The organism is Pseudomonas sp. P1_C12, assembly GCF_056406435.1.
The window spans coordinates 59,270-74,853 of sequence record NZ_JBFUAE010000008.1 but is presented as its reverse complement, the minus strand read 5'-3'; the positions used below and the strand labels follow the sequence as shown (position 1 = coordinate 74,853).

General features: G+C 57.9%; 11 protein-coding genes. 1 reads left to right on the top strand and 10 read right to left on the bottom strand.

What is annotated here, in order from left to right:
- Positions 1-106: 106 nt before the first annotated feature.
- From AC1D19_RS15795 to AC1D19_RS15755, 9 genes are all read right to left on the bottom strand, one after another.
- Positions 107-4,813: an RHS repeat domain-containing protein gene (locus AC1D19_RS15795; protein ID WP_477763746.1), complete on the bottom strand. Its 4,707-nt coding sequence runs from the start codon at positions 4,811-4,813 to the stop codon at positions 107-109.
- A gap of 32 nt (positions 4,814-4,845) precedes the next feature.
- A complete protein-coding gene (locus AC1D19_RS15790; protein ID WP_477763745.1) occupies positions 4,846-5,910 on the bottom strand; it encodes a hypothetical protein in 1,065 nt (354 codons plus the stop codon).
- Positions 5,911-6,105: 195 nt separating this feature from the next.
- Entirely contained in the window at positions 6,106-7,032 is a 927-nt protein-coding gene (locus tag AC1D19_RS15785) for a sigma 54-interacting transcriptional regulator (RefSeq protein WP_477755162.1), read from the bottom strand.
- A 55-nt stretch (positions 7,033-7,087) separates the two neighbouring features.
- On the bottom strand, positions 7,088-7,669 hold the full coding sequence (locus AC1D19_RS15780) for an alpha/beta hydrolase (RefSeq protein ID WP_477755163.1): 582 nt from the start codon (positions 7,667-7,669) through the stop codon (positions 7,088-7,090).
- Positions 7,670-7,938: 269 nt separating this feature from the next.
- Complete coding sequence (locus AC1D19_RS15775; RefSeq protein WP_477755164.1) at positions 7,939-8,340, bottom strand: ExbD/TolR family protein; 402 nt, start codon at positions 8,338-8,340, stop codon at positions 7,939-7,941.
- Position 8,341: 1 nt separating this feature from the next.
- Positions 8,342-9,067: a MotA/TolQ/ExbB proton channel family protein gene (locus AC1D19_RS15770; RefSeq protein WP_477763744.1), complete on the bottom strand. Its 726-nt coding sequence runs from the start codon at positions 9,065-9,067 to the stop codon at positions 8,342-8,344.
- A 44-nt stretch (positions 9,068-9,111) separates the two neighbouring features.
- Positions 9,112-9,927: an energy transducer TonB gene (locus AC1D19_RS15765; RefSeq protein ID WP_477763743.1), complete on the bottom strand. Its 816-nt coding sequence runs from the start codon at positions 9,925-9,927 to the stop codon at positions 9,112-9,114.
- Positions 9,928-9,945: 18 nt separating this feature from the next.
- Entirely contained in the window at positions 9,946-12,306 is a 2,361-nt protein-coding gene (locus AC1D19_RS15760) for a TonB-dependent receptor (protein ID WP_477763742.1), read from the bottom strand.
- 134 nt (positions 12,307-12,440) lie between these two features.
- Complete coding sequence (locus AC1D19_RS15755; protein ID WP_477763741.1) at positions 12,441-13,361, bottom strand: TauD/TfdA dioxygenase family protein; 921 nt, start codon at positions 13,359-13,361, stop codon at positions 12,441-12,443.
- A gap of 183 nt (positions 13,362-13,544) precedes the next feature.
- On the opposite strand from AC1D19_RS15755, the gene AC1D19_RS15750 reads away from it, so the two are divergent.
- Complete coding sequence (locus tag AC1D19_RS15750) at positions 13,545-14,465, top strand: LysR family transcriptional regulator (protein WP_477763740.1); 921 nt, start codon at positions 13,545-13,547, stop codon at positions 14,463-14,465.
- A 78-nt stretch (positions 14,466-14,543) separates the two neighbouring features.
- Here the strand turns inward: AC1D19_RS15750 and AC1D19_RS15745 are convergent, their stop codons facing one another.
- Positions 14,544-15,557, bottom strand: a complete 1,014-nt coding sequence (locus AC1D19_RS15745) for an ABC transporter substrate-binding protein (protein ID WP_477763739.1) — start codon at positions 15,555-15,557, stop codon at positions 14,544-14,546.
- Positions 15,558-15,584: the final 27 nt, after the last annotated feature.

Genomic DNA, 15,584 nt, shown 5'->3' with positions numbered 1-15,584 from the left:
CGCTGGTGTGAAGCGGACAATACCGAGATTTTTTATTCCCGGACAATAACTTTTATTCGCTTTGATATTCCATTTTGAAAGCATTCAAATCTCTGGTCATCATTGCTCAAGTGCCACGCAACGTAGCGATCCGCTCGCCAATCTCATGGGTGAATGACTCCAGAGCGTCCGCTGCATCGCTTCGAAACTTCTGAGCACTGAAATCCTCAGCCAGTGATGGCCAGTGATCTTGAAGAAATTCGTCGACTTTGGCGGCGTACTTTTGCGAATTCGCGACCATGAATGCTGATGTAGAAGCGATACTCACCCCACTGGTTACCGTTTTTGCCGTCAACACGTTGTTGAGCCGGCTCTGCAATTTGACTGTACTTCTCAATGCCTCATTTGCCGTGGAAACAGCACCGTATAGACGCTGCCCCACCGCCACGCGCGCGCCCCCTCGCTGTGCAGTCACCACGTCCGCCAGGGAGCCCACACTTTTCGTCAACGCAAAGCCAATGCCTTTACTGCCAATTTTTGCAACCGCGGTGGCCCCGAGCGACACCACTCCCAGCGCTATCGACGAGTAGGTCAATAGCTGGGCGCCAACGGTATCCGGGGCCAGCTCATCGACAACCGCCGAGGCAATTGAAACCGTCGCGGAAATGACCTCCAGTGTTAACAAGGCGAAGGCGTTAGCCGAGATCGGCACGAGTGGTGCGGTTGCGCCCACGGTAACGACTGTCAGGGCAATCGCGGCGGCGGCCAGGGCGGCGGTCACACCGATTTTCACCCACCCCAAGGTCGAGATATGCCCGGTGGGATCCTTGAGATTGACCGGATCTCCCAGACAATAGGCATAGGCATTGATGCCACCTTCCTCAAAGGGGCTCCAACTGTCGGGGCTGTGAAATCGCATCAATCGGGGGTTGTAGGCCCGATAACCCCTGCCGAGCAGATAGCACCCGGTTGACGGGTCCAGTCGCTCACCCTGAAACCCCAGCAGGGCGCCAAGTCCGCTCGATGCGGGGCGATCACCATAAGGAAGACAAGACAAAACAGATTCGTCTTGAGATCCAAGGCGCGCAAGGGCCGTGCCCTGACCATCAGTGACAAACAAGACAACGTCGTCACCTTGCTGCTCGGCCAAGGACTTGCCGTCGCCTGACAACAGACTGCGTCGGTGGTTACCGGCCACTTCGCTGCACAGTGCATGCTCGCTATAGAAAAGCCTGATCAGCTCTCCGGATTCGGCAGCCACCGCATGCAATTGATCTTCGCCGTCGAATTGATAATGCGCACGACCGCCAGCGCTGGCCACACTTTCGAGCCGACTCAGCGTGTCATATCTGAACGTGCGCCCTTGGTTATCGTTGAGCAGATTACCGTTGGCATCGTATTCGAAGCTCACTTGCCCGGGTTGATAGTGCGCGTGACTGTGAGTCAGTGAACTCAACTGGGTTTTATCAGGGCGATCGTAGGAAAACCTGCACAGGTTCACCTCCCCATCGAACCCCGTACGCACCGTCAACAGGTTATCGAGGTAGTCGTAGGTGAATTCCTGAAAATCAATGCGTTTTCCCCAGGCATCGATCGGTGCCTGCGTGCCCTCACAGTCATAGCGCTTCAGGCGCCCGCGCCTGTCGTAGGCGAAGGTTTCTGTACGTGATTGCGTACCGGACACCAACGATCGCTGTTGAAGTTTGTCATCGACCCCAAACACTTGAAGGATTTCCAGGCGAGATCCGTCGCCGAACTGCGAAATACGCTGGATCTCACGACCGAACTCATCGTGAATCAAGGTGGTCGTCAGCGAACGTTTCGAGGCGGTGTCCTCGACACTCAATGTCAGCAACTGGCCCCGGGCACCGTAGGTGTACTTCGCCAGAACCGGTCCCTGCTTAATTTCTACGGGCCGCGCCGCAGTGTCATAGACATAAGTAGTTTCTACATCGTTAACATCGGTAAAGCTGATGGGCAGCCCATTCAATGAACGGGTAGTGGCGGTGCCGAAGCGGCCTTCTCTGGAGATCCACTCCTGGGACTTCTCTTTGCCCGACCTGGCGTACTCAACCCGGCGCTGGATGGCAGGGCTGGAGGTTTCGACGAGTTGCCCGGTCAATGGATCAAATCGATATCTGGCTGATTGAGCGTGGCTGCCCATCCGCGCGGTCACGGCCCCGTTGAGCATGGGATCAAGAGTGAACCTGAAAATATCGCCCGCCGCCGTCACTTGCTGCACAGCTTGAGCGCCACCACCTTCATAGGTCCTTTTTTCGGTTCTGCCGCCGACGGTCGTACGGGTGACACGTAATAAACCGTCATAAGTCCGGGTGCCCAACACGTAGTCATCGGCACTGATTTCGATCGGATGATCACCCGTGCTCAGAGGGTCATACTTTTTTTTTATCGAAGTACCATCCGGCAGAACCGTCTCGATCAGACGACCGAAAAGGTCATAACGCAAGCGCGTTTCGAATCCTGCCTCGTTGGTTTGCGTCAGGCAACGCCCAAGTCCGTCATAGGAAAAAGTCGCGGTAATAGTGACCACATCTTCGGAATCGATGCGTTCTTCCCGATCTGGCTTACCGAACACGTTCAATACAGAACGGGTTTTTCCAGCGCCGTCGCACCAGCATGTTCGAGTCAATGAAACCGGGTCAAACACATCGTTCACCGCGACACCATCAGGACCTACCGTTCTGCATACGCGCCCCCAGCCGTCGTGGCTGTAGGTCGTGGTTGACGCAGTGGCCTTGTCATCGCACCAATCCTGGCTGACTTCGCTCACCAGTCGACCAAAATTGTCGTAGTGGGCCTCATAGCTCAAACGCATTGGCTTTTCGGGTGAATCGACATCCTGAACTTTGACTTTGGTCGTGCGCCCGACCCCGTCGAGCCAAATCTTGCTCAGCACACCCCGTATGTTAGTGATGCCGATGGTTGCGCCGTCCTCTGACTGGCTTTCGCCGTAGAATTCAGTGATGCGTGACGCGATATCCGTTCCATCGAATGCCGCTGTCTCGCGAACGACACGGTTCAGATTGTCGTACTTCTTCAACAACTCACTGCCGCCCCCATCCCGAAGCTTGACTTCCTGTCCGATAAATCGGTCATGCCAGACTTTGCGATCATGCCTTTCGCTACCCACGTACAATTGTTGACGGGTTTCTACCCAATCCCCATCAATTGAATATTTGAATTCGAGACGGCGGTTGCCGTTGTGCTCGGCTTGCGAGCGACTCTTGAGGCGTCCGTAAAACGTATCGCTGGCATCATCGATGTACTCGAATCGAGTATCCACGCATGGCTTTTCATTCTCCCCTTCAAACAGCTTTTCGCTTTGAGGCAACAAGAACCGGTGACCGTCTTCGCGCATGGAGGGCAAGTCAATGTAGGAAAAACGGACAATGACCGTCGGCGCCGGGGCAAAATCAGGTGAAGGCGTGACCGATCGCTCCTTCAATGCCGTGACGAAACCCAGTGGGTTGGGGGGGCAACCCTCGGCACCTTCTGCCGGATAATAGACGTATTCCTCCCGGGCTCCGCTCGGATTTATCTGCGTTAGCAGATTGCCGGATTCATCATAGGTCGTATGGGTGGTTTCGGTTCGGGGCGCGGCGTTCGTAGAAGTATCGAAATAACTGACGACAGATGTTTTCTGCAGTTGAAAATGGGCGGGCTGATCGGAGAAGTCCAGACTGTCAATATCGTGATAGATAATCGTTCTTTGCTGCACCTTCCCGTCGGAAGCGGACTTTTCCGAGATCATCAGGTGGAAGCGGTTGTAGGTTCTTTCGATGCGACTCAGTTCAACTGTCTTGTCGCCCACACCCGTAACCAGGCATTCGGTACAGGAGTAGGTATAAGGCCCTTTGTGCCCATGCAGATGGTCCCCATCCTGCGCCCAACGAAGTCCCGATTGATAGCCGAGGAAGTTTTTGTCGGAGTATTCATAGGCACGGGTGATCGTCGGCAACCCTGTACCCGGCACCAGAACACTGCGCAGCACAGCCGGCAAAGCATTGATTGGTGCCCCGAGCGGTAACCGATGCTTCTGAGGATCGTACTCAATACTCTCGACACTGCCACCCGGCGCGCGGACATCCGTCATGACCAGAAAACCATTGAGTAATTGGTAATCGAATGACCATGCAAGGTGCTCGGCGGGACCGTGATCAAGGGTTATCTGCCGGAGCCATCCATCGCGAACCCGCAAAACAAACTTCAAGCGTCTTTGCGGATGATCAGGCCATACGGTAATGCTGGCGGGTTGATCTTTCGTTTCATAACTCAGGGCCACGACACGGTGTTGCTGATCGTGAATTTCGTGCAGGACGCGGCGGCCCCGTACCAACATGTATTTCAGACTGATCGAGCGCCCTTCGTTGGAGTGAACCTGTTCGGGCATCCATTCGTCATACGTTTCATCCGGCCTGACCAACCTCTCGATCAGACCGTTTTTATGGCTGACAACCAGATTGTCGCCGTCGAGCGTGACCCGGGTGTCTTGAAGCTTTTTATCCTTGACGACGAGCCGCCCTCGGCTGATGTAGACACGATAAGAAACTCCGCTTGCAAGGGTCAGTTTACGGGTCTTCCGATTGTAGGAGCTCAAACCCAATGACCAACCGCGTCCCCAACCGAGATCTGTTGTGCGGAAACTATCGAATGAAATACTAAAGGATACCTGCGGACCGTTGATATTGTTAGCCACCCACCCCGCGAGATTAATGCTGGTACTATAAGAGCCGGTACGGACATCAACTCCAGACTGGATAAACTCAGAAAAATTGAATGCGTTGGACTCCACTTCTGGCACTGCTGTACTCATCATCATTCCTTGACTTTGCAGACACAGTAAAATTAAACAACTTCGATCATCGAAGGATTTCGGGTGTTCATTGCGACGTCGACTTCATGCCTGTTCCCATACATATCCCGAACAAACATCTTCACCAACAAATGATCATATCGAACCTGGGACGTTCCGCCATTTCTGGCAAAGTGCATCAAGAAAGTGACTTTGCCTTGCTCATCATGGTAGATCGCAAGTTGATCGGCTGTTTCCCACAATACCGCTGCGCCATGATCAGCCTTGAGCCCTTTAAAATAGCCAACGGCGTAATACCCGAGATAGTCGGGATGCTCACTGCGTGCCTGCAACACGCCGGTAATCGAGCAATTGACGAATTTTATATGGTGCTGATCCACTAACAGGTCCAGAACATATCGATCAACCTTGGCAACGTTCTCTGTCAGTTCACAGTTGCCGGATAGGTGTTTGACCCTGAACTGTTCTTTTCGATAGATCGGCGGTGGAACGGTCCTCAGGCTTATTTCACCGAATTCCGAGGTTTCTTCCGAATAGAACGCCTCCCCGTCCGAACGGGTAATGGCTGCAATCAGCTTGATGGGCTCGGGAGAGTTGCTGCTGACGTAGAACTCCTTGAGAAAGATGGCTTTCCCCCGCACAACCGGGCCATGCAGTTCACCCGTGTGAGGAAACGGCTCGTAGGGTAAGCGTCGTTCCAGCGTGCACTTCCACGCCCGTTCCTCGCCGTCTCGAATGTTGTCTATCGGCAGGGCTATGCCGGAATAGGCATCCAGCAGTTGAATGCTGTCGAACTCGCTTTGGGAAATTCCTACTACCTTTTCCCCATCGCCTACAGCTTGCACAACTACCATCAATTTCAACTGCTGATACCCATTGGCGTAAATTGTATCTCCGCCCGAAGTCGAGAAGACTTGAAATCGTTTGAGGTCTATCCACTCAGGAGAATCAGCCTCTTGAAAAGACAAGGGTGCCATCCCCGGATCAGCGGGCATATGACCCTCGACAAGAGGATTGATATCTTCCAACTCATCGTCGGCACCAGGGGCTATCGCAGCATTATTTTCAACAAGCCTCACAGAAAAATCCTTTTTCATATGATATTTAACAATGACGGATATCAATGTATCCAAGAGAAGTTAAAAGATATATCAAACGCCATCGGCCTGCAAAACGCAAAATTGTCACAACCACACTGCAAATATTACAAAATATAAAACAAGGATCAGCCCCCACAAAAAAACCAAGCAACAATCAATTGCCTGGTTTCGTTATAAATATAATCAATGAGTTTATATATTGATGCTTGTGAAATGTTTTTTCAGCGCCCGGACTTCAGCGACATCTCCTTGTTGAACAAGTTGATCTATCCATCCTTGTATAAGAACCGCAGATGGCCGGGCAACCGACAGATTCAAATGTTCCGGCAATATTTCGTCACCCGTACTGACCAGCAATGCAAAGTGAATGACGTTCTCCAGCTCCCTGGTATTGCCCGGCCAACTGTGCCGTTCCAACACTTGTTGCGCCTCCTCGCTGATCAGCGGTACCGGCAGGTCCAGGCGTTGGCTGTAGATGCCGAGGAAGTACTCCGCCAGCGAGAGGATATCCCCCACCCTCTCACGCAACGCCGGCAATTCGAGCGGGCCTTCGCTGAGGTAGTGATAGAGCCGTTCATGGAATTTTCCGGCGGCAACCGCCTGGGCCAGATCGATGCTGGTGGCCGCTACCAGCCGCACATCCACCGGGCTCGGCTGCTGGGCACCGACGCGGGTGACTTCGTGGTTTTCCAGTGCGGCAAGCAGCTTGATCTGGATCGGCAGCGGCAGGTCGCCGATTTCGTCCAGGTACAGCGTGCCGCCGTTAGCCGAACCGAACCACCCGGCACGACTGCTCGCCGAGCCGCTGTAACTGCCCGCCGCATAGCCGAACAACTCGGCGTCGGCGTAAGTCGGGCTGATGGCGCCGCAGTTGACCGAGACGAATAACCCGCCGCGATCACTGGCGCGATGGATATGCCGCGCCAGCAATTCCTTGCCGGTGCCGGTTTCGCCACGGATCAGCACTGACACTGAACGCGTGGCCAGTTGCTCCAGGTCTTCACGCAATTGCCGCGAACGCGGATCGACAAACACTAGCGCCTTGGCGCGGATGCTCAGGGGACTTTTTTCGGCATCGGGAAAGGTCAGCAGCGGCTGACCGAAGGTTTCAAAGCTCATGGCAGACTCCCGCCCAAAACCGCCGGGAGACGGGGGCGTTAAATAAAGAAAGTGTTCAAGCGCGACGCAGGGCGTGGTGTTCCATGCGGTTCTGCAAGCGATAGAGATAGGCAAAACCCTGCTCCCAGCGCTGGTGACCGGACTTGACGTTGATATGCCCCGCCCCCGCCAGAATCCCCGCCTCGGCCCCCCAATGACGCGCCAGTTCCAGGGCACGCGGTGCACTGACGGCGCTGTCGTTGTCGGAGCTGACAACCTGGCTCGGGAATGGCAGCAGGTCCGTCGGAATCGGCGCGAAGTTACGCAAGGCCGGCACGCAGGCCGGGCGTTCGACATCTGCCGGCGCGACGAGCAAGGCACCGCGTACTTGACGCAAAAACTGCACGGGGGCGCTCGCTGCCCAATGGGCGACGGTGATGCAACCCAGGCTGTGGGCGATCAGGATGACCGGCGTGCTGTCGGCGGCAATCGCCTCGGCCAGCGCCGCGACCCAGTCTTCGCGACGTGGCGTCAGCCAGTCGGCCTGCTCCACCCGCGCACTGTTCGGCAGGCTGTTCTGCCAGTGGCTTTGCCAATGATCTTCCGGCGATCCTTGCCAGCCCGGCACAATCAGGTAGCGAATTGATTCGTTGCGCATGGGGGAGCTCTCCTGCTGCGTGTCTGTTCTCGGTCGAGTATAGGGAGAGGATTTATATTCGTTAAGGAATAAGAAGCTATTTATTAAGACCAACATAGAATATACAACCATCTCTGTAGGAGCTGCCGCAGGCTGCGATCTTTTGATTTTAAAAAAACAAGATCAAAGGATCGCAGCCTGCGGCAGCTCCTACAGGGGTCAATTCTGTTTCGGGAATAAAAAAAGGGCCGCTCCCTGCCAAGGAGACGGCCCCGGAAAACGAAAATCCGTTAACGCGCAGTAATCACCGACAGTTTGGTAATCCCTGCCCGCTCAATCGACGCCATGGCCCGCGCCACCTCGCCGTAATTCACACCATTGTCGGCCTGCAACTGCACGCGCACCTCGGGGTCCTTGGCCTTCACCGACTTGAGGTTGAACTCCAGCAAGTCCGGTTGTATCTCGTCCTTGTTGATAAACAGTTTGCCGGCACCGTCGATGCTCACCACCAACGGATCTTTCTGCTCCACCGGCGCCACCGCTTCGGTCTTGGGCAGGTTGATCGGAATTGCGTTGGTCAGCAGCGGCGCGGTGACGATGAACACCACCAGCAACACCAGCATCACATCCACCAGTGGCGTCACGTTGATCTCGCTCAGCACCTCATCAGAGTCTTGCGTGGAGAAAGCCATATCAGGACGCCTCCTTCACTTTCTGCGCATTGTCCTGGGCTGCCACCTTGTGCGCCTTCGGGTGGATCAGCACACGGAACGAACTCTTCTGCGCCAGGCTGTAGAAGTCATGGGCGAAGTCATCCAGGTCCGCCGCCGTCAGTTTCAAACGGCGCAAAAAATAGTTGTACACCAGCACCGCCGGCACCGCGACGGCGATCCCCACACCGGTGGCGACCAGTGCCGCGCCAATCGGTCCGGCAACCGTTTCCAGGCTTGCCGAGCCCGCCGCACTGATGCCTCTCAACGCTTCCATGATTCCCCACACCGTGCCGAACAAACCAATGAACGGCGAGGTACTGCCAATGCTCGCGAGCACCGCCAACCCGGTTTCCAGCGACCGGCGCTCGCGCACGATCTGCTGACGCAAGGCCCGCTCCAGGCGATCCTGATGGTTGATCGCCTGACTCAAATCCGCCGCTTGCGGCGCCTCGCCCACCTGGATGGCCGCATAACCGGCCTGCGCGACACGGGCCGCGGCACCGGGCCGTGTTTCGCTCAGTTCGGCCGCCGAGTCGAGGCTCGACGCAGCCCAGAACTGTTGATGAAACTTTCGATCCTGTGCCTTGAGGCGACCGAACTGCACGCCCTTGAGCAATGCCAGACCCCAGGTCACGACGGAAAAAACCACCAGCAGCCAGATCACCGCGCTTTCGATGGATTCAAGTGGAGATGCCAGTAAAGTCATGGTGTATTCCTCGTATAAACGTTTCGCGCGAATTTGGTTTCGGTTTAATGAATCTTGAAATCGATGGGCACGCTGACCCAGCCGTCCCGGGCGACATCACCTTGCTTGGCCGGCACGAAACTCCAGCGTTTCACCGCGTTCAGCGCGGCCTCGTCGAGTGCATCACGACCGCTGCTTTTCTGGATCTGGATCTCGCCGGGCTTGCCGCTGGCCAGCACGTGCACGCGCAACAACACCGTGCCTTCCCAGCCGCGACGCTGGGCCAGCGACGGGTATTCCGGCACCGGGTTTTTCAAGTAGCCGGCCGTTGCGGAGGCCGGTGTCACAGGCGCGGGCGCCGGCAGTGCAGGTGATGCCGGGGCGGCGACGGGCGTTGCCGGTGTCACAGGCGCAGGTGGTTGCTCAACCGCCTTGGGCGCCGGTTTCGGTATCGGTATCGGTTTGGCCACCGGTTTAGGCTTGGGAACCGGCTTCGGTGGCGGTGGTTTCACGGCCAGTTCGTCTTCCACGGGCGGAGGCGGCTCAACCACTGGCGGCACGGGTTGTGGTGGCAGTGGTTCGACCACCGGTGGCGCCGGCCGCGAGAACTCGATGGTCATCGGCGGAATTTCCGGCGGCACGATCGGCAGCACTGGGGTCGGTTGCTGATTGACCCAATAAATCACCGCGCCATGTACCAGCAGCGCCAGCACGCCGAGCAGGATCGTTTCCCTTCGGCTCAAAATGCCCTTGGGCGAACGCTGCAAACGCAACTGGCCCAAGGGCACGCGGTGCGGTTGGCCGAGGTCGACCAACTCGCCACCAGGTGCCTGGCGCCACAACACTTCATGCGCACTGGCAGCGGTCTGGACATTGCCCATTGCTGACCCCCCCCCTTCTTAGAAGTCGTATCGACCGGTCACGCCCAGCGTTCGTGGCGTGCCGAGCAGGCCTTCATAACCGCCATTCGCAGCCGTCCACAGCGTCGTGTAGTAGGTTTTGTCGAAAGCGTTTTTCAGCCATAACGAAACGTCCCACTGCCCCTGGTTGAAGTCGCCGCGAAGGCCGGTGGACAGGTTGACCACTGCATAACTCGGGATCTGCCCGAAGTCGGAATCTTCCACCGTGCCCACCGCTTTGGAGCGGAACGCATAGCTGGCAGTGACGTACTCTTCGAAGCCGTTGCTCAGGTTCCACTTGTATTCGCCGTTAGCGTTGCCGATCCATTTCGAAGCGCCCACCACTTGATGCCCGCTGAGGTCGCAGGATGCCGGAGCGCCCGGCGCCAGGCTGACTTCCGGTGGGCAGGGTGCATCTTTGTACGAGAGGTAGCTCACGTCGTTGTACGAGCCATTGATGTTCAGCGTCAGGCCGCGCAACGCAAGCAGGGTGCTTTCGAATTCCACGCCACGGGAGCGCACCGAGCCGGCGTTGGTCAGGAACTGCACGCGGTTGACTTCGTCGAAGGCGTTGGTCTGATAGCCGTTGACCTGGGTCCAGAACACGTTGGCATTCAGTTGCAGGCGACGGTCCCACAGGGTGCTCTTGAAACCGAGTTCGGCGTTGTTGGCGCGCTCGGTGCCAATCAGCAGCGAATCGGCGCCGGCCACCGGCGCGGTGCCGACAGCCAGATTGACCCCGCCGGATTTTTCGCCGTGGGACAACGTGGCGTAGGTGAGCAGGTCGTCGGTGAGGCGGTAGCTGAGGTTCAACAGGCCCGAGGGACTGGAACTGTACTGGTTAAGATCACCGGAATCGAAGACCCCCGCACGAGCGCGTCGTGCCGCGGCCGCCGCACCGGTGACCGCGGCACCACCGGCCGGCGCATCACGGGTCACCCTGGCGTTTTTCTCTTCATAGGTGCCGCGCAACCCGGCGGTGAAATCCAGGCGCTCGGTCAGGTGCCAGGTGCCTTGGGCGAACAGCGCGAAGCTGTTGGTTTCGATATGACCGTTGCCGACACTGTCGATGTTGTTCAGCGCCCCGTTCGGCGTGCCGTTCCAGATGTCCGCTTGCGGGCCGTAAAAGGTGAAGGATTTGTTGTCCAGGTCGGAACCGAAGTAATAGGCGCCGAGCACGTAATCGAAGAATCCACCGGTAGGCGAGGCCAGGCGAAACTCTTGGGAATACTGCTTATCCTCCACCGAAACGCCAGCGTTGTGGAAGACGGATACGTTCAGGCCATCATCATTGCGTGGGGTGAAATTCCACCAGCGATAGGCGCTGATGGAGGTCAGGGTGAAGTCGCTCGGCAGCGTCCAGTTGGCCTCGACCGACGTGCCGCCCTGGTGCACGGTGACGTGCTGGTCGCTGTTCAGATTGACCTTGCGGTGCGTGCCGTCAACCAGTGTCGCACCCGCCGCATTGGCCCGACGCTGGTAAAGGTTGGTGCCATTGATGGTCGGCCCGGTGCTGAACAACACGCGGGTGCCGGCGCTGGAATCTTCTTCGTTGTAGTCGCCGATCCAGCGCAGGTTGAATGACTCGTTGGGTTTGAACAGCAACTGGCCACGGAAGCCATCGCGGGAGCCGCCGTTCAAATCGTGGCCGTCGAATTCGTTCTTGATATCACCGTCGCTGCGGGTGCGGTACGCAGAAAAGCGTCCGGCCAGTTCGTCATTGAGCGGGCCGGAAATCGTGCCCTTGGTCTGGAAGTATCCGTCCTCGCCGACCGAAGATTCGATGCTGCGCTCCGGGGTAAAAGTCGGCGCACGGGTGCTGATGTTGATCACGCCCGCCGTGGTGTTCTTGCCGAACAAAGTGCCTTGCGGACCGCGCAGCACTTCGAGCTGCTCGATGTCCATCAGGTCGAACACGGCCATGCCCGGCCGACCGAGATAAACATTGTCGATGTACAGCCCGACACTGCCCTCCAGGCCATCGCTGGCCGGGTTGTTGCCCAGGCCTCGAATCGACACGCTGGACTGACGCGCATGCATGTAGGCGACGTTGACGCTGGGCACCAGTTGCTGCAAATCCTGGATGCGATAGACCCGCTGGATTTCCAGGGTCTGGCCGCTGACCACGCTCATGGGCGTCGGCACATCCTGCGCGCTTTCTTCGCGGCGGCGGGTGGTTACGGTCACGGTTTCCAGTTGTGCATTGTCGGCCGTGGCGGTTTTTGCGGGGGTGGTTTCAGGGGTGGTGCTGTCGGCCGCATAGCCTTGGGTCCAACCGGCGCTTCCTGCCAGCAGCAGGGCCAGAGGCAGGCGTTTGAGCCGTTGGGGTGACGACGTTGGGGCGAGGTACAACGGACTCATAAGGCGGGGTTCCCGATCAAAAGAAATGCTTTATTGCTTGCCAGGCCGCCATCGCGAGCAGGCTCGCTCCCACAGGGGATCTCCAGTGTTCACACGGTCAGTGTGGGAGCGGGCTTGCCCGCGAAGGCGTCGGCTCAGACGCCGCCGATATCCGGCCCTTTCACGGTCTGACTGACCTGCCCATTCACACCCACCGGCACTTCTCCCTTGAGCGTCACCCGCCGCACGATCCGGTCTTGAGTCCCGTAGTCATCCACCGCGTAATGCTGAGTGGAGCGGTTGTCCCAGATCGCCACATCGCCAGCCTTCCAGCGCCAGCGCACGATGTTTTCCTGGCGGATCACATGGCTTTGCAGCAGTCCGAACAGATGCGCCGAATCGGCCTGGGAATAGCCCTTGATGCGTTTGACGAAATGCCCCAGCAACAGGCTCTTCTCACCGCTGATCGGGTGCACGCGGACCACCGGGTGTTCGGTTTCGTAGACGGTCGAAGTGAAGATCTTGCGATAGCGCTCCAGTTTCTCGGCCGAGACGTCTGGCCTGGTACCGGCGTAGTCGTATTCGTTGCTGTGCACGGCGACCAGTTTGTCGGCCAGCTCACGCAGCTCCACCGACAACCCGTCGTAGGCGGTGGCAGTGTTGGCCCACAGGGTGTCGCCGCCGAAAGCCGGGGCCACCACCGAGCGCAGGATCGAAGCTTTGGGGTAGGCCTCGACGAAGGTCACGTCAGTGTGCCAGGAGCTGGCTCGCTGGCCCTCGGCACCGTCCAGTTCCAACAGAAAACGCGTGCCCTCGCGCACCGGTACGGTCGGGTGTGCCACCGGCTCGCCGAGCAGGTGGGCGAACGCCTCCTGGCGCTGATCGTCGAGTTGGGTCTGCTCGCGGAAGAAGATCACTTTGTATTGCAGCAGCGCCTGTTGAATGGCTTCAACAGTGGCGGCATCCAGCTCGCCCGAAAGCTGTACGCCACGAATTTCGGCACCGATGCGACCAGCCACCGGGTGGATTTCAAGCGCGTGAACAGCGGGTTGTACTGCGAAAGCGGCATTGCTCATGGGTAGACCCTCATCAGACTGCTTGCGGTTGAACCGGCCGCGAAACACTGCTCTATCTATATTCAATTTAGATCTAATAGATATCTACATGCTTCGTTGACGGAATAAGAGGTTGCATTTAAAACCTCAGTCAACCCTCGTCGCAAATGCCTTCGAGCTATTTTTAGGATGCCGGAAAAGCATATGGATCTTCGCCAGTTGCGTTACTTCATCGCCCTCGACGAACACCGCAGTTTCGTGCGCGCGGCCGAGGCCATGGGCATCACCCAGCCCGCCTTCAGCCGCAGCATTCAGGGGCTGGAGCACGAGTTCGGCTGCGTCCTGGTGGACCGCGGCAACAAGGATTTGCGCCCCACCCCCGAAGGCCTGGTGGTGCTGCAACATGCCCGCAGCCTGGTGCAAGGCGCGGCCCTCTTGAATGCCGAAGTGACGCAGATGACCAAGCTCGATGCCGGTGAGCTGCGTTTCGGCTGCGGCCCGGCACCGGCGGTGAAACTGGTGCCGGATGCAGTGGCGCAATTCATCAACGCGCACCCGAAAGTGCGCACCTGTTTCGAGGTGGATAACTGGGAAAAACTCAGCCGCGCCCTGAGCCGTGAAGAGATCGAATTCTTCATCGCCGACATCCGCCATTTCGAGTCCGATCCGAACTTCCAGACCCAGGCTTTGACGCCCAAGCGCGGCGTGTTTTTCTGCCGCCCCGGGCATCCACTGCTGGCCAAGGAGAGCCTGTCGACCAACGACATGTTCGATTACCCGCTGGCGACCACGATGATCCCGCCAGGCATTCGCAAACTGCTGGCGAACCTCAGTGGCCGAGTGGATTTTTCGCCGAGCATCGAGACCGAACATTTCCCGGCGCTGGTGAAAGTGGTGCTGCAATCGAATGCGATTGGCGTCGGCACCGAGGAGGCGTTTATCGAGGACATTGCCCAAGGTTCGCTGGTGCTACTGCATTGGCGCAACTTGCCGCATAACATCGAGAGCATGAATGCGCGATGCGGGATCGTCAGCCGCACGGGGTTTCGGTTGTCACCGGCGGCGCGGGCGATGATCGAGACGTTGGTGGCGGTGGACAGGCAGCAGATGGCCGTTGCTGTTTGAAGATCAAGAGATCGCAGCCTTCGGCAGCTCCTACACTGATCGATGTAGGAGCTGCCGAAGGCTGCGATCTTTTGAGATTTAAAGCCTGGCCGCAGCCAACTCCGGCGCCACCCAGTCACTGACCTTGAACGACTTGCGAATCAGCTTCTGCTGCGAAGCCAGATCCACGGCATCCTGCAACTTGCCAAGGAACACCGGGTCAAGCGTCGACGGGAAAACCTCACTCAGTTTCTGATCCTTCAAATCCTGAGAAAGAATCACCGGTGGATAACTCGCCAGCCCCGACACCAACTGAATGTAGGCGTCCTTGTTGCTGTCCTGGGTCAGCCACTCAACGGCCTGCTGTTGGGCCTTGAGCAGTTTCGCCACCGCCTCCGGATGTGCATCGACAAACTTCCCGGTCCCTATCAGCACCGCCTGCACGCTGCCGGCACCGCCCAGATCCTTGGTATTGAGCGGCAACTCGGCCAGCCCCTTGGCCTGTAACGCCGTGAGCCCGGAACCGCCCCACGAGGCATCGATCTGCTTCGCCGCCAGCGCCGCGACCGCCGCGTTGAAGTCGAGGTTGATGACTTTCACGTCCTTCTCGCTCAACCCCTGGCTGGCCAGCGCCGCATCGAAGGACAACTGGCTGGCGGTGCCACGGAAGATGGCCACGCGTTTGCCCTTGAGGTCCTGCAGGGTCTTGATCCCCGAACCCGGTACCACGCCGAGGTAATGCTTCACCCCGCGCGCAGAGGCACTGAGCAGTCGCGTATCCAGACCATTGGACTTGCCGATGATGGCCGCCAGATCGCCGAGGTAGGCCAGGTCAACCTGACCGTTGGCGAATGCCTCGTTGATCACCGGGCCTGCGCCCTTGAAGAAGCTCCACTGAATCTTGATGCCTTGATCGGCGAAAGCCTTTTCGAAGATCTGCTGATCGCGCAGCACATCCACGACACCGCCGCCACTGTGCTGGGTACCGGCACTCAGGTCCGGCACGGCAATGCGGATTTCCTTGAGTTCGCTAGCGTTGGCCGTGAAGGCCAGCAGACCCGCCAGGGCCGGTGCGGCGAACAGGCTGATGACACGTTTGAAGGGAAGGTTCATGGGTGCGGCTCCTTGGGGCAACGGGCG

Excerpts from the sequence above, each read along its gene's own strand:
- AC1D19_RS15750 (WP_477763740.1), top strand. The coding sequence starts at position 13,545 with ATGGATCTTCGCCAGTTGCGTTACTTCATCGCCCTCGACGAACACCGC.
- AC1D19_RS15770 (WP_477763744.1), bottom strand. The coding sequence starts at position 9,067 with ATGACTTTACTGGCATCTCCACTTGAATCCATCGAAAGCGCGGTGATC.
- AC1D19_RS15760 (WP_477763742.1), bottom strand. The coding sequence starts at position 12,306 with ATGAGTCCGTTGTACCTCGCCCCAACGTCGTCACCCCAACGGCTCAAA.
- AC1D19_RS15745 (WP_477763739.1), bottom strand. The coding sequence starts at position 15,557 with ATGAACCTTCCCTTCAAACGTGTCATCAGCCTGTTCGCCGCACCGGCC.
- AC1D19_RS15775 (WP_477755164.1), bottom strand. The coding sequence starts at position 8,340 with ATGGCTTTCTCCACGCAAGACTCTGATGAGGTGCTGAGCGAGATCAAC.
- AC1D19_RS15785 (WP_477755162.1), bottom strand. The coding sequence starts at position 7,032 with ATGAGCTTTGAAACCTTCGGTCAGCCGCTGCTGACCTTTCCCGATGCC.
- AC1D19_RS15790 (WP_477763745.1), bottom strand. The coding sequence starts at position 5,910 with ATGAAAAAGGATTTTTCTGTGAGGCTTGTTGAAAATAATGCTGCGATA.
- AC1D19_RS15795 (WP_477763746.1), bottom strand. The coding sequence starts at position 4,813 with ATGAGTACAGCAGTGCCAGAAGTGGAGTCCAACGCATTCAATTTTTCT.
- AC1D19_RS15780 (WP_477755163.1), bottom strand. The coding sequence starts at position 7,669 with ATGCGCAACGAATCAATTCGCTACCTGATTGTGCCGGGCTGGCAAGGA.
- AC1D19_RS15765 (WP_477763743.1), bottom strand. The coding sequence starts at position 9,927 with ATGGGCAATGTCCAGACCGCTGCCAGTGCGCATGAAGTGTTGTGGCGC.
- AC1D19_RS15755 (WP_477763741.1), bottom strand. The coding sequence starts at position 13,361 with ATGAGCAATGCCGCTTTCGCAGTACAACCCGCTGTTCACGCGCTTGAA.